At 46.1% G+C, this 21,394-nt stretch carries 21 protein-coding genes; 11 read left to right on the forward strand and 10 right to left on the reverse strand.

Annotation, left to right across the window (positions count from 1 at the left end; genetic code table 11):
- Positions 1-137: 137 nt before the first annotated feature.
- On the reverse strand, positions 138-1,430 hold the full coding sequence (locus AZI87_RS03870; RefSeq protein WP_063205094.1) for an O-antigen ligase family protein: 1,293 nt from the start codon (positions 1,428-1,430) through the stop codon (positions 138-140).
- 2 nt (positions 1,431-1,432) lie between these two features.
- Complete coding sequence (locus AZI87_RS03875) at positions 1,433-1,984, reverse strand: SLBB domain-containing protein (protein WP_063205095.1); 552 nt, start codon at positions 1,982-1,984, stop codon at positions 1,433-1,435.
- A 198-nt stretch (positions 1,985-2,182) separates the two neighbouring features.
- On the opposite strand from AZI87_RS03875, the gene AZI87_RS03880 reads away from it, so the two are divergent.
- Positions 2,183-3,127, forward strand: coding sequence for a hypothetical protein (locus AZI87_RS03880; protein ID WP_253696416.1), 945 nt, complete (start codon positions 2,183-2,185; stop codon positions 3,125-3,127).
- A 51-nt stretch (positions 3,128-3,178) separates the two neighbouring features.
- Here the strand turns inward: AZI87_RS03880 and AZI87_RS03885 are convergent, their stop codons facing one another.
- The gene (locus tag AZI87_RS03885) at positions 3,179-4,171 is read right to left on the reverse strand and encodes a 3D domain-containing protein (RefSeq protein ID WP_155722491.1); all 993 of its coding nucleotides are present in this window, start codon (positions 4,169-4,171) and stop codon (positions 3,179-3,181) included.
- Positions 4,172-4,335: 164 nt separating this feature from the next.
- Between AZI87_RS03885 and AZI87_RS03895 the strand changes: the two genes are divergently transcribed.
- Positions 4,336-5,625 (forward strand): Hsp70 family protein, encoded by a 1,290-nt coding sequence (locus AZI87_RS03895; RefSeq protein WP_063205099.1) that lies wholly within the window; start codon positions 4,336-4,338, stop codon positions 5,623-5,625.
- Between the two features lies 1 nt (position 5,626).
- Here the strand turns inward: AZI87_RS03895 and AZI87_RS03900 are convergent, their stop codons facing one another.
- Genes AZI87_RS03900 through folD form a run of 4 tightly spaced genes read right to left on the reverse strand, consistent with a single transcriptional unit; the run spans position 5,627 to position 9,945 of the window.
- Entirely contained in the window at positions 5,627-6,928 is a 1,302-nt protein-coding gene (locus AZI87_RS03900) for a class I SAM-dependent rRNA methyltransferase (protein WP_063205100.1), read from the reverse strand.
- Positions 6,928-8,034 carry an esterase-like activity of phytase family protein gene (locus tag AZI87_RS03905; protein WP_063205101.1) on the reverse strand — a complete coding sequence of 369 codons (1,107 nt, stop codon included), beginning with the start codon at positions 8,032-8,034 and terminating at the stop codon, positions 6,928-6,930. Before AZI87_RS03905 ends, AZI87_RS03900 begins: the two co-directional genes overlap by 1 nt.
- Complete coding sequence (locus AZI87_RS03910; RefSeq protein ID WP_063205102.1) at positions 8,034-9,074, reverse strand: aromatic ring-hydroxylating oxygenase subunit alpha; 1,041 nt, start codon at positions 9,072-9,074, stop codon at positions 8,034-8,036. Before AZI87_RS03910 ends, AZI87_RS03905 begins: the two co-directional genes overlap by 1 nt.
- Before the next feature lie 16 nt (positions 9,075-9,090).
- Positions 9,091-9,945: a bifunctional methylenetetrahydrofolate dehydrogenase/methenyltetrahydrofolate cyclohydrolase FolD gene (gene folD / locus AZI87_RS03915; RefSeq protein WP_063205103.1), complete on the reverse strand. Its 855-nt coding sequence runs from the start codon at positions 9,943-9,945 to the stop codon at positions 9,091-9,093.
- Positions 9,946-10,153: 208 nt separating this feature from the next.
- Here folD and AZI87_RS03920 point away from each other — a divergent pair, with 208 nt between their 5' ends.
- The 6 genes from AZI87_RS03920 to AZI87_RS03945 all read left to right on the forward strand — a co-directional run bounded on the left by AZI87_RS03920 (position 10,154) and on the right by AZI87_RS03945 (position 13,324).
- Entirely contained in the window at positions 10,154-10,432 is a 279-nt protein-coding gene (locus AZI87_RS03920; RefSeq protein WP_063205104.1) for a hypothetical protein, read from the forward strand.
- Positions 10,433-10,543: 111 nt separating this feature from the next.
- Positions 10,544-10,816 (forward strand): Flp family type IVb pilin, encoded by a 273-nt coding sequence (locus AZI87_RS03925; RefSeq protein WP_063205105.1) that lies wholly within the window; start codon positions 10,544-10,546, stop codon positions 10,814-10,816.
- A 1-nt stretch (position 10,817) separates the two neighbouring features.
- Positions 10,818-11,153, forward strand: a complete 336-nt coding sequence (locus AZI87_RS03930) for a hypothetical protein (protein WP_063205106.1) — start codon at positions 10,818-10,820, stop codon at positions 11,151-11,153.
- Positions 11,150-11,872, forward strand: coding sequence for a hypothetical protein (locus tag AZI87_RS03935; protein WP_063205107.1), 723 nt, complete (start codon positions 11,150-11,152; stop codon positions 11,870-11,872). The genes AZI87_RS03930 and AZI87_RS03935 overlap by 4 nt, the downstream gene beginning before the upstream one ends.
- Before the next feature lie 99 nt (positions 11,873-11,971).
- Positions 11,972-12,445 (forward strand): hypothetical protein, encoded by a 474-nt coding sequence (locus AZI87_RS03940; protein WP_063205108.1) that lies wholly within the window; start codon positions 11,972-11,974, stop codon positions 12,443-12,445.
- 9 nt (positions 12,446-12,454) lie between these two features.
- Positions 12,455-13,324, forward strand: coding sequence for a hypothetical protein (locus AZI87_RS03945; RefSeq protein WP_063205109.1), 870 nt, complete (start codon positions 12,455-12,457; stop codon positions 13,322-13,324).
- Here the strand turns inward: AZI87_RS03945 and AZI87_RS03950 are convergent.
- Both AZI87_RS03950 and AZI87_RS03955 read right to left on the reverse strand, forming a co-directional pair.
- The gene (locus AZI87_RS03950; RefSeq protein ID WP_063205110.1) at positions 13,313-14,578 is read right to left on the reverse strand and encodes an amidohydrolase; all 1,266 of its coding nucleotides are present in this window, start codon (positions 14,576-14,578) and stop codon (positions 13,313-13,315) included. The two genes, AZI87_RS03945 and AZI87_RS03950, sit on opposite strands and share 12 nt — an antisense overlap.
- Positions 14,579-14,631: 53 nt before the next feature.
- Positions 14,632-16,818 (reverse strand): hypothetical protein, encoded by a 2,187-nt coding sequence (locus AZI87_RS03955; RefSeq protein WP_063205111.1) that lies wholly within the window; start codon positions 16,816-16,818, stop codon positions 14,632-14,634.
- 244 nt (positions 16,819-17,062) lie between these two features.
- On the opposite strand from AZI87_RS03955, the gene AZI87_RS03960 reads away from it, so the two are divergent.
- The 3 genes from AZI87_RS03960 to AZI87_RS03970 all read left to right on the forward strand — a co-directional run bounded on the left by AZI87_RS03960 (position 17,063) and on the right by AZI87_RS03970 (position 20,659).
- Positions 17,063-18,169, forward strand: coding sequence for a hybrid sensor histidine kinase/response regulator (locus AZI87_RS03960; RefSeq protein WP_063206560.1), 1,107 nt, complete (start codon positions 17,063-17,065; stop codon positions 18,167-18,169).
- 76 nt (positions 18,170-18,245) lie between these two features.
- On the forward strand, positions 18,246-19,550 hold the full coding sequence (locus tag AZI87_RS03965) for a type II and III secretion system protein (protein WP_063205112.1): 1,305 nt from the start codon (positions 18,246-18,248) through the stop codon (positions 19,548-19,550).
- Positions 19,547-20,659 (forward strand): CpaF family protein, encoded by a 1,113-nt coding sequence (locus AZI87_RS03970; RefSeq protein ID WP_063205113.1) that lies wholly within the window; start codon positions 19,547-19,549, stop codon positions 20,657-20,659. Before AZI87_RS03965 ends, AZI87_RS03970 begins: the two co-directional genes overlap by 4 nt.
- Here AZI87_RS03970 and AZI87_RS03975 read toward each other — a convergent pair.
- Positions 20,639-21,358, reverse strand: a complete 720-nt coding sequence (locus AZI87_RS03975) for a rhomboid family intramembrane serine protease (protein WP_063205114.1) — start codon at positions 21,356-21,358, stop codon at positions 20,639-20,641. The two genes, AZI87_RS03970 and AZI87_RS03975, sit on opposite strands and share 21 nt — an antisense overlap.
- Positions 21,359-21,394 lie beyond the last annotated feature (36 nt).

The following is a 21,394-nucleotide window of genomic DNA, read 5'->3' on the forward strand; positions in this document are numbered from 1 at the left end:
GTGCACCCAATTGACATCCGCGGGGCGTGAGATCCGCTTCAGTAGGGGCTTAGTCTTTGTAAAAGACAAAAGAACTTTTGGAGCAAAAACTTTAGTCGCTGTTGTGTTTTTTAAACTCGTTTGATCAGTAACAAATATTAGGACTGCTCAGAAGATGCGTCCGAACGAAGAGTCGACGCCGCGACAAAGCCAAAGACCATCCAGTAAAGACGGTCCGCCATTCCACCAATCGATAAGTGGATATGATAGATCACCAGGATTGGAATATGGGACAGCAAATAAATAGCGACCTGGCGTTTCGCGATACTTGGCGATGTCAGAGCTTTAAATGAACCCAACAACATAAAGATCAAAGCCACAATACTTAGAACAATCAGAGGCCAGCCTCCGACAACACCCGCTGAAATAAAGATGTTATGCGGATCTTTCATCGCATTATAATTAGAAACGTCCACGTCGTTTCCAGCAGCGAATTTAGATAGCAATCCATGCCCTAACAAGGGTTCCTCTTGAAAGATTTGAAAGCCTCGTTCGACCTCTTCCCAACGAGAGGCGATACCGTCTTGGGCCTCACGTCCACCTAAAGCGGCCTGACCCGTCGCAATTCCGCGTGCGAAGTCATAGACCTTGGCGCCGAAAAACATCGAAAAGGTAATTACAAAGGAAGTGAAAGCGAATTTAAAAATGCGCCCCTGGTTGCTTGCCGTTTTGTGTAAGATCATGGTGACTACAAAAGCCAGAACCGCGGCTCCTGCGGAGGACCTTGTTCCCGTTAAGATGATCGCGATGAAACTAGCACCCAGGATGAGCGCATCTAAAATTTTATGTTTCGCTTTTGCGTCTTTAAGAAAAGTTCCTAAAGAAAAAATAAAGGCCACGGTCGCACAGGTCACCATGTGAGGAATGTGCTTGAACACGCCGATAAAGCGTCCGCCTTTAAAAACATGGCCACTTGCCACGACCAGTAAAACCAATGAAATCAGAACCAAAAATCCAGACCAGCGTTGAATAAAGCGCAAAAAATCATCGACGCTCCAAAGACTGGGTATCACCAAACCATAGACCACAACCATGAACAAAGAGACGCCTAGCGCACCGATCTGCATGATCGCAGATTCACCTGTGTTCACATAATGAGCCTGCAACAATGTCTGCACCGTCAAGGTCAACATCAGAACATAGACGAAGAGTTTATAGAACCCACTCAAATGATGGCGCGTTCGCACACGCAACCACATGAAAATCAAAGGCACCCCAAAAAGAAAGCACAAAAAGACATTCACGAAAGGGTGCAGGCCTTGCTGAAAGATCAAAAACGAAAATCTTTGCGGAATAGGCAGCACGGCCCCAAAGGAAATCTTAGAAATGAAAATCAAAGCCGCGAGAGCTTTTATAAGAAATAAAATTCGACCGTCGCGAGCTTGCATCATTCTTAGTTGTTTCCTGTGTTCTTATCGATCAGAACTGCGGTCAAAGCGATACCAAGGATCACGGACACAAGAGTGATACCACGAGCCGTTTCGTTACTGATCCACGGAGTGCGCGGAGGAACATAGACGAAGTCGTCTTGATGCAGACGAAGCGCGCGAGTCCCACCGAACTTAATCAGCTTTTCGGCATCAACCTCATAAGCACCTTGATACTCATTGACCGCTTTAGATTTAATCTCTGCCCAAGTTTTAGGCTCCATCTTGCGAACAATCACTTCGGAAAGGTCTCCCCCGTTGGTTGTACCACCAGCCAGAGTGATCAACTTCAGAAGATCTGTGCCGGCTGGCACATAATAGATACCAGGCTTATTGACCGCACCCAAAAGCTGCACCGTCACCAAGGACTCTTTCGGTGAAGACCGGAAGATATACTCGGATGTCTGCTGAGGAGGCTTGATGTCACTTAAAAGCCCCATGTCGTCTGCATGCGCGCCAGAACAGGTGATCAATAAAACTACGGCCATTATAAAACGAAGGGGTCTTTGTAAACTCATGGTATCTCCTCCTACAACAACAACCCTGGACCTAAATCGAGAGGCTCGACCTCTGTCAATAAATTTCGATGACTTGACTTCGGTCTGTGCATCACAATGAAGTCTATGACGACTTCCGTTCCTGAGCACGAAAAACTTTTTGACGAAATTTGCAATAAACTAAACGAGTTAAGTACCCAGCATCAGGGAGAGGAACCTATGCCCCCTCAACCAAAGTATGAACAGATGCAAGTTCAGATGAAAAAATTCCATTCTGAACTGAAGGGTTCCCAAGAAGAGTTGAAAGAAAAAATCAAATCTCTTGAGAACGTCTCTTACGGACCTGAAACATTGGATGCGCAAATCAAACAACTTGCCGACCAGCTTTCTGCCGAAAGAGCCAGTAACACAAAACTCAGTGGCGACTTAGCAAAATCTTTAGAACTCAGCCTGCAACTGCAGTTAGAGATCCAAGGCCTGAAAGCCCGCGCATTGCAAATGCAAAGCGAAGAGAAAAAGTACAGTCAGGCTCTTTTTGAGAAGAACAAAACTCTGCAAAGAGATTTGGAACTCAACCAAGCGCTTAAAGATGAAACTGCCATGGAACTCGCGAAAGCGAAAAGTGCCTTTGCTAAAGAACAACAACTTTGGGAAGAGCAGCGCGAACACTTTGAGGCGGCCATTCAAACTTTGAAGACGGAAAAGCACGAACTGAAGCAAACCGTTGATGAGATGCAAGCCACCATCGAAGAGCGCGATCAAAATATTGCTTCTTTGAATGAGGAAATCGAGAAAATCTCGGCGTCTTTCGGGGAAGTGGAAGCTTCGGCGCAGCAACAAAACGATGTTCTCAAAAATTTAATGTCTGTTGCAGAAACAAAAATTATTGAGATGAAGCTCGCTTTGGATAAAAAGGCTTTAGAGGCTCAAGACTACTACAGTCACCTTCAACAAGCTCTGACTCAGCTGGGTGTCCTTAAACAAGAGAATGCCGCACTGAAAGAGTACGTCGCGAAGTTGAACTACTACCACCAGCAAGCCCAGCAGGCGCAAATGGCGGTGGCTCAGATGGCTCAAGTCGCTGCGGCTCAGGTGCAAACACCTCAACAGCAGACAGCGCAACCGCAGGCGCAACAAGCGCTTCCGCCTTCGGCTAGAAACTGAAAGCAAAGACTACAAAAATAAAAAAGGCTCCTTCTCAGGAGCCTTTTTTATTTATTTGCTACGCGGTAGATCAGGATACGCTCTTCTTTCCAACACGCCTTTAGCGACGTCGCCTGTGACTCGGAAGTAAGGAATATTGGTTTTCACATCTCCCAAACCCAGTTTTTTGAACGGGTTCGCATTATCCAACCAGCTATAATAGCCGGTGTAAAAATCAAACCTTCCGCGCCCTACGATACCACGGCCCTTGTCGCGAATAACAAAGTAGCCGTTGTGTTTCGTTCCATCCGGCAATTGCAAGCCAACAACAGCGGGAACATAGATCACTTCGCCCGGCTTGTAGATAGTTAAATCCGCCGCCAATGTATAAAAGGGATCTAAGCAAGAGCTGTTCACGCCATAACCATAGCGACAACCGTCTTCTTCAATTTCAAAAAAGCGTTCTTGTCCTTCAAAGCGTCCAATGATGTTAAAGGTGTGAGTTTTACCTTTTTGAATTACCGCACAAGAACCTTGCAAAGAACACGCGGCCCAAGTTTTTGCACAGACTTTCAATAAGACTTTTCCGCCGGCTCCGTGCAGATCTCTTTTCGCATCGTCAGCGCATTTATTTTTATCCTCGTTAAGAACAGCAAAGTAATAAACGGTTGGTTTTAAAACACCAGGACCACTAAGAACTGGCTTCGGATCTTCTTTAGGATCCTCTGCGGCTACATCGGGTTTTACCTCGGGTTTGATTTCCGGCTTCGGCGTTTCCTTGCCGCCCGACTCTTTTGGCTTAGCCGGTGTCTCGGGAGAACTGACTGTGGCCGGCCCCACCGGAAGAGTTGTTTTCGGAGCCTGCGATGGAACCTCTTCGGTCATGACCTCTTCCGATTCTTCATTGGCGTAAAGCTCCTGAAGTGGCTTTTCAAATTGTCTTGAGTTCTCGTCCCAAGAACCTACGGGATGCTCGATATTGGCTTCCATATTGCCACAGGCAACCATCCCTAATACCGCGCTAAGAAAAATTAAATGTCTTAAAATTTTCTTTTGCATACTCATAAAGCGACCCCTTACGACCGGTCGCCAGAATACCAAGACTTTCTGCTAACCGAGCAAGAATGTGATCCCGCTGAAAAGATGAAAATTGCGGTGACAAAGATGGGCCCTCTTCTAAAGGTGGGCCAGCCATTGTATAACCTGTTGATGTTTGATAGCTTTCTTGAATGAGTTCAGACAGTTTCCTCTCTATTGATTTTGGTACGAGTAATTCTTTGGTCGGCGCCTTTCACAAAGGGCAAAGATATGAAGCCCTCCAATTAGATCCTAAATCCCAAGATCCCACGATGATGAGAACTCTTCTCTATTTCCCTCATCCAGATCTTTGTTATTACGGCACGGAAGCTATTGAGCAATATATTGAACAGGACATGGAAGGTCGCTTGTTCCGCTCATTCAAGTCTCATCTTCCGAATCAGAGCTATTTAGGGACTGTGCTTAACAATCGCATTCTTACCCTTGAAACTTTGATTGGTGTCTTTCTGCTGGAATTGAAAAAAAGAGCTGAAAAAATATTAGACACTCCGATTGAAAGAGCCGTTATCGGTCGTCCCGCGCGTTATTCTATGGATCCGGTGGCTGATGGCTTTGCCCTGCATCGCATGGAAAAAGCAGCCACCTTCGCTGGTTTTAAAGAAGTGCAATTCGTTCCAGAACCTTTAGCTGCCGCCTTTGATTATCGCCGTCAGTTAAAAAGTGAAAAGATTGTTCTTATCGGAGACTTCGGTGGCGGAACTTCTGACTTTACCTTGATCAAACTTCGTCCCGAAGGTTTTGCTAAAGAAGACGTCTTAGCTATCGATGGCTGCCCCTTAGCAGGGGATGCTTTAGACAGTGTTTTTATGAGCCACCGCTTGAATGAATACTTCGGAGCAAAATCCCGTTACCGCCTTCCAATGGGTAGCAACGTTCTAACTATGCCGCCCGCAGTTTCGCAGCGCTTGAATCATCCCGCGCATATTGTGCATCTCAAAGAGAAGGATACTTACGAGTTCATCCGCGAAGTGAAAAAGTGTTCGCTGACTCAGAAAGATGCAGACGCCGTCGAAAGACTTTTCGTTCTTATCGAAGATCAACAGATATTCCCTTTCTTTGAAAATATCGAAAAGACCAAACGAGCTCTTTCAGGCAACGAGTCCACAGAGTTCTCTTATGACTATCCAGGCTTGGAAATGAAAGAGTCTTTCAGCGTAAAACAATTCATCGATTGGGCTACGGGAACAAAAGAAAAAATCTTTGCCGCTTTAGATGAGTGTTTGAAAAATGCAGGTGTCACATCAGATCAGGTGGATCTCGTATGTCTGACAGGGGGTACGGCGAAAGTCCCATTCATTCAGCAAGAATTAGAAAATCGATTTGGTAAAGAACGTCTGCAAACTCAAGCGCACTTTCACTCGGTGCTATCGGGTTTGACAGAGTCCGCAGGCTTTTGGGCCCACGGACAGAAGGTCACATAGACTATACGTAGTGCACGTACATCTTAAGATAAAAACCCTCAGGGAACTGCATCAGCGTCGGATGATCCGCGGCATGTCCCCCACGCAAAACGCTGCGCACTTCGAACGAATTACGAAGTGAGGCTTTACGAATGGCATCACGGAACTCTTCTTCCTCTAACAACCCAGAACAAGAGCACGAAGCGACAAACCCATTGCGCTTCACCATGCGGAAGGCATGCGTGTTCATCTTCAGATACGCGTGTTTACCAATAGGAATATCTTTTTTAGATTTGATGAAGGCCGGAGGATCTGCGATCACGATGTCATAGTGAGCGCTTGGTAAACTAGTCAGGCCTTCAGATACGTCCATTTCATGAACAACAACTTCAGCGCCTTCGCGTTCCGCATTTTTCTTGGCGAAAGCCAACGCCGTTTTAGAAACATCCACCAAAGAGACTTCCACTTCAAAACCCAAGGATTTTAAACCACGAGTGATTTGCGTCGACCAGTGGCCTACATAACAGCACAAATCTAAAACACGAAGTTTGCGTTTAGGTTCTGTCTTTGCCCAATTCTTAAAAAGGTTCACTGCCAAGTGAATATTGTGTGTCTGATCTAAAAAGAAGCCTGTTTTCTGTCCTTCTTTCAAATCACAGCTCATGGCCACAACACCGTCATCGGCAGCAGCATTCAAAAGAATCTCTACGTCGGTCAAATCAAAGTCAGGAAGATCTTTAATAACGTTAGGCTCTTCAACGTTTAAGCCTTCTAATTTACGAATGCCGACGTCGTTACGAATAACAACCGCCGTTTCATTCCATGAAAAATTAGAAAGACCTTGTTCGTGCGCTTTTTGCACTAAACCTTTGAAGAAATCTTCGGCATTCTTCAAAGCTTCATTCATTCCCGCCGTTACCAACTGAGCCGCAAAGACCTGCGCCTTTTTGCCTTTTTGTTCGATAACGTAATAGTCCAAAACTAACCCTGGAATGTAATCAGATTCACCGAAAGCCAAACGGAAACTTCCACGAAAGCCCGCGGCCTTACGTACTTTCCAAGAATTTAAGATCTTCCCCTGCAGGAATTCGAAACTCGTAGGTTCTTTTTCCTGGCTATTAAAGCTGAGAGCACGAAAAGCGATCAAGGAATGAGGATTGCCGTAACCGCGAGCTAAAAACTGCCCCTTAGAGTCTTGCAACTCGACCGGAGTTCCCGGCAACAAACCTTTTGGACTTGCTGAAAGTTCATTAGAAAACACCCACGGGTGTCCACTGCGAATACGTTTATCTGCTCCAGGGCGGAGTCTCCATACAGTCGTCATCACTCACCTTCAACGGCAAAGACCAAAAGCTCGGTCACTTCTTTCTTAGAAAAATTATCGTCTACCATTACCAGAAGAGAGCGCCGTCCGTCTGCTAATTTCGGTCCCCAAGCCATGGCCTCGAAATTTTCTACACTCTTTCCAGGTCGAGATTTTGTGAGATCCGTTTCAAAATCAATTAATGAGGTTTTAGAGGCCCCCTTGAACTTGCCCGCCTCTAACTGAGGCAGCTTGGAAACATCCGTGGCGGCGGAGAGATCTGCCAAATAAAGCTTCGTGGTCTTTCCAAGAAGGCTCTTGGGAGAAACTCGGACCCCTCTTTCCATAACAATCAGTTTATTTTCGGACAATGCCAGAATTTCAGAAACTCCACGAAAGACCTCGTGGCCATTATCGGTGCTCGCAGGCGCATCCAAGTTATACGCGTACTCGGCTAACACCTTATAGCCCCCAGATTCTTTATCTTCGTACTTAAGAACGCGGATCCAAGCGCCCGTCGAGGCTTTATCAACAAAAGAGCTGTCTTGAAGAAGAGGTGATTCTGTGGCTGCGAAAATAAATTTTCCATCGCCAAAAGAAGTAAGCCCTTCAAAGGCCACATTGTTCTGGGTGCCTTTCTTTTGTTGGCCCGTCAGTTCTGGCAAAAACTTCTCTGGCAGTGGCAGATCACTTTTCCATTGACCGTCTCTGGATACACGGAAAAGTCTTGGCATTTGACGAGGCTTTGCGTTGTTATTGCCTTCAGAAGAAATAACAAGATCGCCGTTCGGTAAAAGCACCAAGCCCTCGGCATCAAGGGCATCTTCCTTGCCTTCGTGTTTCGGCAGATTTTTAATAAACAGCACATCTTTTGGTTTGAGCGTTACAGACTTCTTTTCAATGGAAAGTTCAAACTCGTAAAATCGCGGCTCTCCGAAACGGCCTCGATCATCCGAAACCGCGTAAAGAGAATGTCCTGACCAGGCAATGCCAGAAAGACCACCGATCGTGGTCTTTTTAAATTTTTGCGCATTTTTTATGGAAGTTTCACCGACGTATTCCAAATGCAAAGCCTGCGCTTGGAATCCCAGAAATAAACTGAAGAAAATCCCGCAGGCTTTAAGCATTAACTTCTCCAGCGAAGTTCTGTTTCTTTCACCGGATGATTGAAGTCGCGCTTTTGTTCTAAGTGATCGTGGTATTCCGTTTTCAAAGAATAATACCACTTCGCTTGGGTGTCGGCGTCTTTGATTAACATCAGGCTAGGATCGTATTTCAATCCTTCTTGCTGTTTTGTCACCGCATCCATATCTTGACCCAAGAAAGTTTTTGAGAACTGATTGATCGCCGGTTTCAAAAGCGTCAACCAAGGAATGTCCCAGTAAGCCAGCTGAGTCACGCGCGTATTCTTTTCATCAACCGGAGTTAGCGCTGTGTAAGAATAAAAATTGCGAGGTCCGACTTCGATATGCTCGACGCGAACACAAGGAAGAGTGAAAGTGATCTCTGTCGTCGGAGTTCCACCCAAAATTTTATAGGCCTTCGAGTTTTTAGAAGGCTGATGGCGCACCATTTGGAAACCATAATTCACCGGCGCAAATTTTTTGCGTTTTTCCAACATGGTTTTTTCTGAGCGCCAGAACCAGCTCTTATGCACGTAAGGTCCATGCGCTGGATCCATCAAACCGATCACCGCGTGATCTACGTGACACGGAAAATTAACAACGTAAGTCAGCCTTGGCTTCACATCGTTGCCAAAGGCCTTCATCACGGGAATTTGCGGCGCTTTAGTCATGTCATAATCTTTATCGCCAATGAAAATCCAGATCAGGCCCTGCGCTTCGTGCACAGGATAAGAACGTACTTTGATTTTATTCGGATTCAAATCCTGACCAGGGCACAAAGAAGGAATCTCTGTGCACATACCTGAGCCGTCAAATTTCCAACCGTGATAAGGACACTCGATAGTGTCTTCGACCACGCGACCATAGCTCAAAGGAATGCCACGATGAGGACAGATATCACGAACGGCAGAAACTTTTCCTTTAGAATCGCGGAAAAAGACAATAGGTTCATTCATGATCTTACGAGCTTGAGACTTTCCCACAGCCAATTCACTGCTAGGTAAACCCACGTACCAAACATTCTTTAAAAAACCGGTATACATTTCTTTCCTTTTTTACTTACAGACCTGCGCGCTTTTCCGCCAGAAGACAGGTGTTCTGAAGAAGAGTTGCGATCGTCATTGGACCCACTCCCCCAGGTACAGGAGTCACCGCTTTCACCCATCCATCAAGCTCTTCCGTGCGCACGTCGCCACAAAGCTTTCCGTTCGGGCCATCATGGTGCATTCCCACGTCGATGACAATAGCATCTTTCTTAAAATCTTCACGTCCCAAAAGGCGCGCTTTACCTGCGGCCACGACGACCAGATCAGCTTCTCGGACTACGGTGGATAAATCTTTTGTTTTCGAATGACAAACAGTCACAGTGGCATTGGCCTCTGTCAGAAGCTGAGCCATGGGTTTTCCCACAATATTACTGCGCCCTACAACCACGGCACGCAGTCCTTCCGCAGAAATTCCATAGTGCTTAAGAATCGTCATGACCCCTTCTGGAGTGCAGGGTTTCACGATCGGTTTTCCCGCGAAAAAAAATCCCAAAGACGCATATGTTAAACCGTCTGAATCTTTCTCCGGTGATACCAGTCGAAGTACCTCATCCGAACTCAAATGACCTGGCAGAGGAAATTGCACTAAGATGCCATCAACGGAAGCATCGTTATTAAGGGCCTTGATCTGAGCATTAAGTTCTTTTTGCGTGGTGTGCGCCGGCATCGCAATGATTTGCGAGGTCATGCCAACCGATTCACAAGCTTTCTTCTTATTTCTTACGTAGATATGGCTGGCATCATCATCACCGACAATGACAACCGACAGATGAGGAGCCCGTCCCACTTTTTGTGAAAAACTCGCGACTCGAGGAGACAGCTTTGAACGCACTTCTTTGGCGACTTCTTTACCATTAAGAATGAGCATTCACACCTCCCAATTGCCCCTCCAATGTCCGCTATTTATTAAAGAAATTCAATGGTTTAATAAAATCCTGACAAAGACACCGCGCTCCCAACAACGCCCCCTTGGGGAGGCATTTCCAGGGCCTTCGATAGCTCGTTGTAGGCTCTTTTTCCTTGCTTCGAAGCTGCAAAATAAGGTACAAACCCTTTAAAACATTAGGGGATTTAGAATGGCTGATAAAGTTAAGCTTTCAAAAGATGGTAGCTCCATTGATTTCGTTCAATCTGATAGCTTACCCACGTCGCTAAAGAAATTCCGTCAAAGCCCTGAGATCGAGGGTTTCTACCGTTTCATTTTCGAAAATGATCTGCAAAAAGAAGCTTACGATATTTTAGATCGTATCATCATCCAACGTAAGGCGAAAAAAGCCGACGCGAAAAAAGAAGCCCAAGCCGAAAAAGCAGCGGCAAAAAAAGAAGCTTCTGCTGTTAAAGGCAAAAAGAAGTAAAAAAAAAGTCCGGACCTCCGGACTTTTTTTATTTCCGCCACTCTCTTCTCAAATTTCACGCAATCCCCGTCTGCACCCCGTTTGCTAAATCGCCTCCTTGAGGAGGCATTCATGAATGCAAACAAAGTTTTAAAAAATAAAAAAGGCCAAGGTCTTATAGAGTATCTTATTATCGTTGCCATCGTTGCTGTTGGTAGCATGGCCGTGATCAAAGTCGTTGGCGCCAATGTCGGCGTTCGTTTCGCCAACATCGCCAATGTCTTGGGCGGCAAAGCCGCTGGTACAAACGTGCAAGTTCAAGAAGTCACTGAATCCATGACGAAGAAAAAGGATTTCAGCAACTTCTTTGACGGTGCCACGAACCAATCCAAATCTAAGAACTAAAATGAGAACCGGAAACAGACAGGGGCAAGGTGTTGTTGAAGCCCTTTTATCTTTACCGTTTCTTTTTCTGGCCGGCTCTGCGATCACAGCTCTTCTGTATCGTGGAGTCGTTTTTTATTACATCGATTATCAATTGCATGAAGCCCTGATTTGCACTCAACACGAATCTGAACGCTTCTGTAAAAATGAATTGCATCAGCGGCTGGGAAAAGTTCTTTTTTTAAATTCTCACTACGAAACCGAAATCACTCGCAACCGCAGAACGGTTAAAGGCAAAGTCTTAGTAAATTTATCGCCGGAACTGTCCATCGAGAAAGAGCTAAAGAAATCCTTATGAAAAATGAAAAGGGCTTTGCCGTCATTCTGCTATTGGCTTGCTTGCCTGTTTTGATCAGTGGATTACTTCTTCTGAGCAGCGTCTTCGGTTTTATGCAGAATGATCTAGCGATGAAATACCAATGCCGCGTGCACGGTCAACAGGGACAGAAGCTTGTGGCTCCCAACCTTGAAAAATTGCTGTCGCTGAACAACACAGCTCGCAGACTCAAAGTAGAAGAAGTTGCCGCCTACGCAAAAATAGCGGCCTCGGCTGGAAATCCTCCAGCGTTAGCGGCAGCAAAGGCTCGCTTGGTTAAAATACAGAATCAAAAACGACAGCTCGATCTAAAACAAAAACAACTTATCAACCAAGCCAATATGTCGCTGGCTTCGTCCTTCGCAAAAACGCGGCGAGAACTTGCGAACACCCAAGAAGGCCTCAGCAATATCCTTTTTGTCGCAAATGGTTTTCATCTGTCGGGCCGCCGCCCCACCTTAGCCGTCCGTCCGGACTCCTCGGACATAGCTCCGACCTACAGTCCGGTCGCGGCTTTTGAAGAAAAACAAGCACTGGCGCATGAATGGCAATACACCTTGGCCGTCCGCAAGCCGTTTTCACAGTTCCTAGAAGGACGCTTTCATTTTAAAAAGGCCTGCGCGGTTTCGCTTATTAAGGAGAACTCTGCATGGATACCCAAAATAATAAAGGGCAAATTCTCGTTGAAGTCGGTGTGGTGACGGTCTTTATTTTATTAGTCATCTTTGCCGCGATCACCCAGCTTTCCGAACTTAAATCTTCTTATAGAAAAAATCAGCTCACTCAAGAAAGGGGTTCATATGAGACAAAAGCTTCAACTTCTCGCAAAAAATAATCTGATGATCTTGGCTTTCGTAGTTTTAGGCTTGGTGTCTTACGTCGCCACAAGACCTGCTTCGGAACCTAAAGATACGTTTTTACCCGAACCCAAATCCGTGGACACGTTCATCCCTCGCGGATTTTCTTTAGTGCCGATTGAAGTCGCCAATGCCGACTCCTTAGCTTCATTGATTGGCGATGTCGGTGGCGTTGTCGATCTATATCTAGCCTCGACGGAAAAACAAAAAGGCGGCCTTAAGGTCGGTAGCAAACTCAAGCTTCTACGTGCACCTTTAAATCCTCAGCAGTATGCCGTTTTAATTCGCGACACTGAAAGCTCAAGGCTTCTTAGTTACACCGGCCCCTTTATCGCCGTTGTACAAAATCCAGAAGAAACTGGCGCACAATTAACATCAACAAGTCCCGCAAAAATCCGCGTGGAATATCAAAACTAGGGGATAAAAATGAAGACATTCATTCTTTTAACTTTCTTTATTCCCGCAGTATCTTTTGCGCAAAACATCCTGTTGCAAGCTCCTGCGGGCAGTAAGATAAACTATGAACGCTTCTTAGCAAAGCATCCCGAAGCCCAATCCATGGTGCAGTTTGAACAGAAGACAATTCAAAGCAATCCGTCACAGGAAAATCAGCTATTTGCTTTGAGTGATACATTCAGCGATCGACTGGAGTTCGTGATAAGTTCTCTTAAAGAGATTCAGAAGCAGGCTCCTCTAACACTTTCAAGTCTTCGTTTCGTGCGTGATTTAAGCGAAAAGGCTTTAACGAAAGATATTTCGTCTCAAGACAAAAAAGAACTTCTGCATGCCTACTGCAAGGCAGTGACTTTGTTAAACGAAGGCCCTTCCCATTTTGTCTGTCGCGAAGAATATGTTGCGCTGGAAAAGCTGGCTAAGAAATTTCCGTACCACGAGACTCTTTTGATTGAATCTATGAGCTTTCCGCTCAAAGAAAAGTCGATGGCCAGCCTTTCACCGCAAACTCCTTATCACTGGACGCTGGTTTCGAATTCCCAAACGACGGTTCGCTTTTACGGTACTTACGAACAGCTGTTGAACCAGCATTTTATAACTGAAAACTGGATTGACGGAGACTGCGATAACTTCAGTCACCGCATTGAAGACATGAACGTTCTTCACCGAGGCACTGTCTTTTTCGATGAAAGCTGCACTCCCCGCTTATTTAAAGACGAATCGAAGAAGTCCTGGGTCATGGAAAAGAAAACATGGCTTTATGTCGCCGGCGCCGTTGTCTTGGGTGGGATTGTCTATTCGCTCAAAGACAAAGACATCATCGTGAACACATCACTCAAGTGATAAAAGAGACCCGTTAAAATTAATCTCTTTAACGATGCCTTCTTCAATAATCGAATAACTGTTTGCAAACGTGGCGTCTGGGTGAGAGTGCGCGACAGCCAAATCCCCTGTAAACTTACGGATCTTGGCCTTCACACTTTCATCTAACGCCACTTTATTTCTCCAAAAAGACGGTGGTTCTACCGGACTGTCGCAACCAAATGAGATGGGGATTTGCGCAGCTCTTAAAGCCTCCCAAGGAAACACATATTTATACAAATCACCCAGTTTTTGTTCTAACCAAGCTTTATCGCTCAGCCAATGACAAGGCTGCATGTGACAACGAACATGCAAGGGCTTCATCATTTGAATTGTTTCAGGTCTGAGCATTTGTGCATGTTCAATATTCAGTCGTCCCACAAAACCTTGTGCCGAAATCTTTCGCGCACTTTGCACCATGTGATGAGCGGCTTCGTCACCGATCGTATGCACCGAAAATTCCAAACCGGCTTGCCATGTGCGTTTCATGATTTCTTCGACTTCTTCTAAAGGCCAAAGCGTGCGACCTTGAGGTCCTTCGGCTTTTCCGTTGTAGGGCTTAGACAGATAAGCCGTTTCAGAACCTAACGATCCGTCATAAAAAAGTTTGATCCCTTTCATGCGAAGCAAAGGCGTTTCCGTTTTTTTCGCACGAATACAGAAGTCCAACATGCCTTCAAAGTCTGACATTTCGTGCGTCGTCACATTTTCTTCGATGGCTAATGTCAGTTCATTTTTTTCAGACATTTCTACCAAAAGGTTCCACAGCGATTCAGTGCAAGACATGTCGCGAACATGAGTGAAACCGGCTTTATTGTATGTACGACAGGCCGAAAGAACATGACGACGTTGTTGTTCTTTTGTGAAGCCCGGAAGCTTGTCCCACGCTTGCAGATGATCTTTTTCTAAAAGAAGACCTGATTCAGATTTCATTCCCAAAATCTCTAAAGCGCGAGAATTCACCCACGAACGATGACCATCCATGCGAGGAAAGAACACCGGTCGATCCGGAAAATACTTATCAAGAATGTTTTTGTGGGGAGCCTCGGGCCAGCCCGCTTCGTTCCAACCGAATCCGACAATCCAGTCACTTCGATAATAGGCAGGATTTTTAAGATCAATCAGCGACAGATCCTCGGCCTTTCTCATAAAGCCTAAGTGAAGACCTGCCGAGAATTCGCCGGTCGCTAGAAAGTGAGTATGACTGTCGTAAAGACGCGGGATCTTAAAAAGCATAAGGCCCTCTGTTTTATCAGAGGGCCTCGTTTTTTTTAACTAAATTATTAGAATTAGCGAGCCGAAGGAATTGGAGCCGGGTTGTTTGTCACCCCTCCAGAAGGAATTGTTCCTGGGAAGGTCGAAACACCGCCGGTTGCTGAACCTGGTAGTGGAGTCAGAACACCATTACCGATTCCAGTTCCAATACCCGTTCCGATGCCTGTACCGATTCCGATAGAGCCACCGATGTAACTGCCGCCGCCGTAAGATACTTGCTGGATTCTATACAACAATCCGTAAAGTTCTTGTTGAAGGCTTGCCACAACTTGCTGTCTTTGCATTTGTTGAGACATATATTGTTGCTGTTGTTGGATGTACATTTGGTATTGCTGCATTTGCATTTGCATCATTTGTTGTTGCATTTGCAGACCGCCCAAACCGGTCATACCACCCATCATTGGCATTCCCATCATACCACCGGCCATAGCTCCCATCGGCATACCCATCATGCCGCCAGCCATCGCGCCCATCGGCATACCCATCATGCCGCCAGCCATCGCACCCATTGGCATGCCCATCATACCGCCAAGCATTCCGCCGGCCATGGCACCCATAGGCATTCCCATCATTCCACCCATCGGCATACCCATCATGCCGCCGGCCATAGCTCCCATTGGCATACCCATCATGCCGCCGATCATTCCACCGGCCATCGCACCCATAGGCATTCCCATCATGCCACCCATTGGGTAGCCCATCATTCCACCAGCCATCGCGCCCATCGGCATGCCCATCATAGAGCCCATAGGCATACCCATCATGCCGCCGATCATTCCACCGGCCATCGCACCCATAGGCATTCCCATCATGCCACCCATTGGCATGCCCATCATACCGCCGGCCATCGCGCCCATCGGCATTCCCATCATGGAGCCCATAGGCATACCCATCATTCCGCCGATCACGCCGCCAATCATATTACCCATTGGCATACCCATCATGCCGCCCATCATTGGGTAGCCCATCGCTCCTGGATATGGTCCACCCATACCCCAAGGACCGGCCATACCCCAAGGGCCCATGCCAGGCATATAAATTCCGCCACCAAGACCACCCATGCCCATGCCGGCCATTGCATATGGGTTACCCCACATACCATTGCCATTCATGCCACCGTAAGGTCCCATCATTCCGTAAGCGCCACCATTCATACCCGCACAACCGAAACCACCGGCACCGATACCGCCACCGATTGCTCCGTAAATACCACTACCGCCACCGATCATTTGACCGATACCTTGAGCAAGGAATGGGAAGCCGTAGCCCCATGCAGGATATGGCTGAGTTGGCCAACCGATATTCGAGTTCGCCTCTGCAGCAATTTTGTTAGTTTGATAACCCATGTAAGTCGCTGCCAAACCAAGACCGATGTTACCGATCACAGAACCCCAGTCAGTTTGAGGTTTCTGATAAGCGTAACCGTTTCCTTGCATAATACAGTCTGTACAGATACCGCCTTCAAGTTGCTCACGTTGACGCTCACGTTGTTCGTCTGCGTAGTTTTGTTTTGCATCTTGAATGTCTTCTTTAGAACGATCGATCAAGCTTTCCAAAGCTTCGATTTCGCGTTGAACTTTATTTGATTGAGAATAAGATTTTCTGTAATCCGCAAGACCTTTTGTACAGTCTTGAGCTGTCGCACGACCTTTTTCAGATTGACGTGCACGAGCCATATTACAAACCGCACCCGATACAGAACCGGCTTTATTTGGATCACACAACGCTTTCCATTCATTGATTTGGAAACCACGAATTTGCACAGAACCAGCGATATCACCGTTAGCCACTGGAGTTACCGGAACGCCACCTTGATCACCGGCTGCTTCAGATTCTTCCGGAGCTGCCCCAATGCCTTTGTAAGCTTGGCACGTTCTATTGTTTTCAATGTGCTCGAACATAAACTCAGAGAAGTCTTCAGAAACGACTTGCTCCACATCGCGACGAGAGCGCTCCATGGATTTTTCCAGCCTTTTCTTTTCAGTCTTTTTAGAGCGGAGTTGTGCTTGCGCTTCTTTGATTGCAGCTTGAGCTTCTTTGATTTCATCAAGGTAGCTTGAAGAACCTGCCGCAGCGGAGTAGTTGTAAGGACATGATTGCATGCCACCATACATCCCTGTTCCCCACATTTGAGCTTGAGCACCAACTGCAAAACTCATCACTAGCGTGAATGGAGTTGCAATGCGCATCCAAAATTTCATACACGATCTCCTGAAAAGGATAAAAACTCTTCTACCGTTTCACTCATCGTCAGGGAACAACGCAGACTTGACTCATTTCTGAGCAAAAATGTTGAAAGAGTATGAAACTAGACTCCTGTCTAGGTGAAAAAACAGCTGTGGGACAGCAGAGTTTCTCTCTCTTCCTCGTTATCATCCATGACAACAAACCGGCCTTGTGCAAATTCCTTTGCACTGCTCTTTTTCAAATCCTACACTAGCTTTTATGGTGAAGCACACAATTCTTTGTGTAGATGATGAAATAGATAACGTTGATGCCTTAGAAAGGTTGTTTCGTAAGAAATTTACCGTACTAAAGGCCACCTCAGGTAAAGAGGCTCTGGCTGTTCTCGACGAACATCCAGGACCCGTTTCTTTAATCATCACCGATCAAAGAATGCCAGAAATGACTGGCGTCGAATTTTTAGAAAGAACTTTGGAATCTCATCCTGAGACGATTCGCATTCTTCTTACTGGTTACACAGATCTTGAATCCGTGATCATGGCCGTCAATAAAGGACAGATCTTCCGTTACCTGACCAAGCCTTGGGACCCTGTGGATCTTACGAACACCGTTGAGCACGCTATTGAAAGATTCGCGCTCGGACAAGAGCTTAAACAGAAAAATGCGGAACTTGGAAAAGCTTTGGATGAACTTAAAAGCTTGGATGTTGCCAAATCTAATTTCATGATTCTGATTAATCATGAATTAAAGACACCTTTAACATCCATCCTCAGCTTTTCTTCCCTACTGGCTGAATCCAACTTAAATGATGAAGACAAGTTGATGGTCAACCGAATCACTAAAAGCGCGGAACGTCTGAAAACTTTAGTGGAAGATGTTTTGCTTGTGGTTCGTGCTGAAACAAACCAGCTCAAGATCGACATGCAAAGTATTGCGTTCACTCAGTTTGACGAAAGTCTTTCGAAGGACGTGAATGATCTTTTACAAAGGAAACAGCAGAAGCTGGTTTCTAAACTCGAACCCGTGACGGTAAAAGCAGACGCCCGTTTGATTAAACAGGTGATGCTTCGTTTGATCCATAATGCCGCCAAATTCGGTGAAGAAGGCAGCGAGATTCATATTGAATCCATCCGCAATGGTGCGAACCTAAGGTTCTTGGTTCACAACAAGGGGCCGCACCTTCCAAACTCGGTGGTCGATAAAATCACGAAACCGTTTTATATTGATGAAGATGTTATGCACCACTCGACGGGAACGGGCCTAGGGCTTACGATCTGTCAGTCTATTTTAAAATCACATCAATCCCAGTTGCAGTTTAAGAATACCAATCAAGGCGTGATGGTTTTCTTTGAACTCGCGGTCGGTTGAATCGTCCGGACGCCGTCCCTAAGCTTTTTTAAAAGCAGCTCGGCGTCCGACTTCTAGATTGCTCTGGCCTCGGAGCATGAAAACACTTTTTCTTTCCATCACATTCTTTGTCTCTTTGACTTGGGCCCAGGATAAAAACCTCACTCTTTCTTTGGGCGAATCACGAAGGCTTGCTCTCAACGGTCAATCCACCGTTTGGATTCAAGATCGAGATATCTTAAAAGCTGAAGGTCAAGGTTCAAGCCTTACCATTCGAGGCACTCGCGAAGGTCAAACGACTTTGAAGCTGGGCTCGGTTGTTTATCGCATTCAAGTCCTTCATCCAACGAAAACAGACTCATTTACTGAGCTACAAAATGAACTCAAAAACATTGTGGGACTCTCGGCTGAAATTTCTGAAGGTGATCTCTTGGTGAAAGGTCAGCTTTATCGCCTCCAGGACTGGCAAAGACTTTCTGGTTTTGCACGCGCGCGAGGTTTGACTTATCAAATGCGTGCAAGCTTCTCGGAAGAACTTCAAACAAAAGCCCACTCCCTGTTTCGTGAAATTTTAGAGACTTCAAAGCTGCCGCCACAAACTCTTATTTTTTCCGAGGGTATCGAGGCTCGCATTAGTGCTTCCGAAGACCTTTACAAAAAATACGTCAAATTATTAAATCCGTACGGCGTACGAGTGATTCGCGACGACAGTAGTTTAGAAATTGCCCCCACGGTAAAAGTACAGATCACGGTGGCCGAAATTAAAAGAAGTCATGCCATGAAGTACGGTCTGGAGTGGCCCGCTTCTTATGCCGCTAAATTGATGCCTTCCGGAAAATGGGAGGTCGAAGATGGTCTTCCATTCAATCTCCACGCCTTAGAAGAAAATGGCGACGGAAAAATTTTGGCAAGTCCCAATATTCTTTGCCGAAGTGGAAAAGAAGCAGAATTCCTCGCTGGTGGCGAATTCCCGATTCGTATTCTCAGCTATAAAGCTTCAGAAGTCGTTTGGAAGCGTTACGGTATTTTACTGCGCGTAAAACCCAAAGCGGACTCTTCCGGCCGCATCAGTCTTTCCATTGAAACCGAAGTGACGACTTTAGATAAAGCCAATGGCACCGGTGATATTCCCGGAGTGTTAACGAATCGCGTGTCTAGTCACTTTGATCTAACTCGTCCGCAAACCATTGCGCTTTCAGGACTCTTGAAAAATGAAGAAGGCGAATCTTCGACAGGACTTCCGATGTTGTCGCGACTCCCCGTCATTGGCGCTCTTTTTTCCAGCAAAGATTTTCGCGAGAATCGTTCTGAACTGGTGATCTTTGTTCGACCGACCATTCTTAAAGAGGGCGACAGTGGCGTTGGTCAAGAGCACCTTCAAGCTCGTGGAGAAGATTTATGATGATCGCAGCAAAAACCGTTTACGACAAAATTCAAGAAGATATTCAGCAAATTCCTTTGAATGAATTTTTGCTTTCCCCGGAAGAAGCCAGCTCTTTGCGTTCAAAGAAGGTGGAGCAAATCGTGGAAAAGCATCTGACTTCCCACGAACAAGATGTCTGCACGCGTGTTTTAAACGAAATCAATACTTGGGGGCCCCTTTCGGATCTTTTAGAAGACCAAAGTATCACAGAGATTATGGTGAACGGTCCTCAATCTATCTGGATTGAGCGTGAAGGAAAACTTTTTCGTCACCCGGATTCGTTCTTTTCGGATTTAAGCTTTCGCAACTGCTTGGACCGTTTGTGTCACGAAGCCAATGCACATATTACCAAGGAATTTCCTACGGCTGACGGGGCTTTTAGGGATTTTCGTTTGAGCATGATCGGAAGTGATATCACTCAGTCTTCCGTTCATCTGACTTTGCGACGCCATCCGAAAAATCCTTGGACATTTTTGAAGCTTGCCGACATCGGCTGGTGTCGCCCCGAAGACCTGCGAATCTTTCGGGAGCTGATCGATAAGAAAAAGAATTTTTTAGTCGTGGGTTCTACCGGCTCGGGTAAGACGTCCGTTTTGAATTCATTCTTAAATTTACTTCCGGAAAATGAACGCGTCGTGATTATCGAAGACACTTCTGAAATCCCTTTGCCGAATAAAGCCAGTATGAAACTTTTGACTCGTGAAGATCCGCAAAATGTTTTACCCGCGATTGATCAAACTCAACTTGTGAAGCGCGCCTTGCGACTTCGTCCGGATCGAATTGCTATGGGAGAAGTCCGTGGTGCTGAAGCCAAAGACTTTTTAATGGCGCTGGCGACCGGACACGCGGGAAGCTTTGGAACTTTGCATGCTCAAGACGCGGCTCAAGCCTTGATTCGTCTGGAGATGCTAATCCAAATGGGTGCGCCGCAATGGAATCTTTCGGCCATTCGACGCTTGATTCAAATGTCTTTGGATTACGTGATCGTTGTCGGTCGTGAAGCTTCGGGACAGCGCCGATTCAAAGGAGCTTATCGCCTTTGCTCTTTAGAGGATAACGGATTCCTTTTAGAACCGTTCGACTTGTGAGTTCGATGATTCTGGTTGCAGCTCTGGCTGCAACTCGTCGTCGCGCACAATTTCGTACGTCACTGCGGATTTAAATTCTTTTTTGCGGAACAAGTAATAAATAAATCCCGTCATCACACCAACAAGAAAACCAATCAGATGCGCACGATAGCTGACGTTGGGCTCAAAAGCTGTGGAAGGCATGAAAACACCTAAAGCGACCCCCATCGCTCGTAAACTTCTTTGCAACCATGTGCGCTGTTCATCTAACATCAGATAAAGAACGAGCCACATACCGCCCATCCAGTATACAACTCCAGAAACACCGATAAGATTGATATCAGGCGCGTAAGTCAGAATTGTCAGAGCGTTCGTCACTCCGCCTAGTAAAAAAGCTAAAATCGGAAACACCCAAAGGCCAAAGTAGCCCGAAAGAAAATATCCGAAGATAAAAAATAGAATGGAGTTCGAGGCCAAGTGTCCTAAATCAGCGTGAGCAAATAAAGTTGTCCACAGCCGCCAATATTGATGTTGTGAAAAAACAGAGAACTGCGAAGCACTCATCCAAGTGGAGGAATTGTAGAAGTTTTGCCAATAGAAAACACTGCCAATGATAAGTAAGAGAACGGACCAGGATGCTGCAAACCACGCGCGACCTGAGGGCTTACGTGTAAGCCAAGTGGAACGTATCACTGTCCAAGTACGTGCTGCCGGCTGCATAGAGCCTCCCGTTTCGTTACTTTGAGTTCGAAACGG

The organism is Bdellovibrio bacteriovorus (genome assembly GCF_001592745.1).
Lineage (GTDB): Bacteria > Bdellovibrionota > Bdellovibrionia > Bdellovibrionales > Bdellovibrionaceae > Bdellovibrio > Bdellovibrio bacteriovorus_B.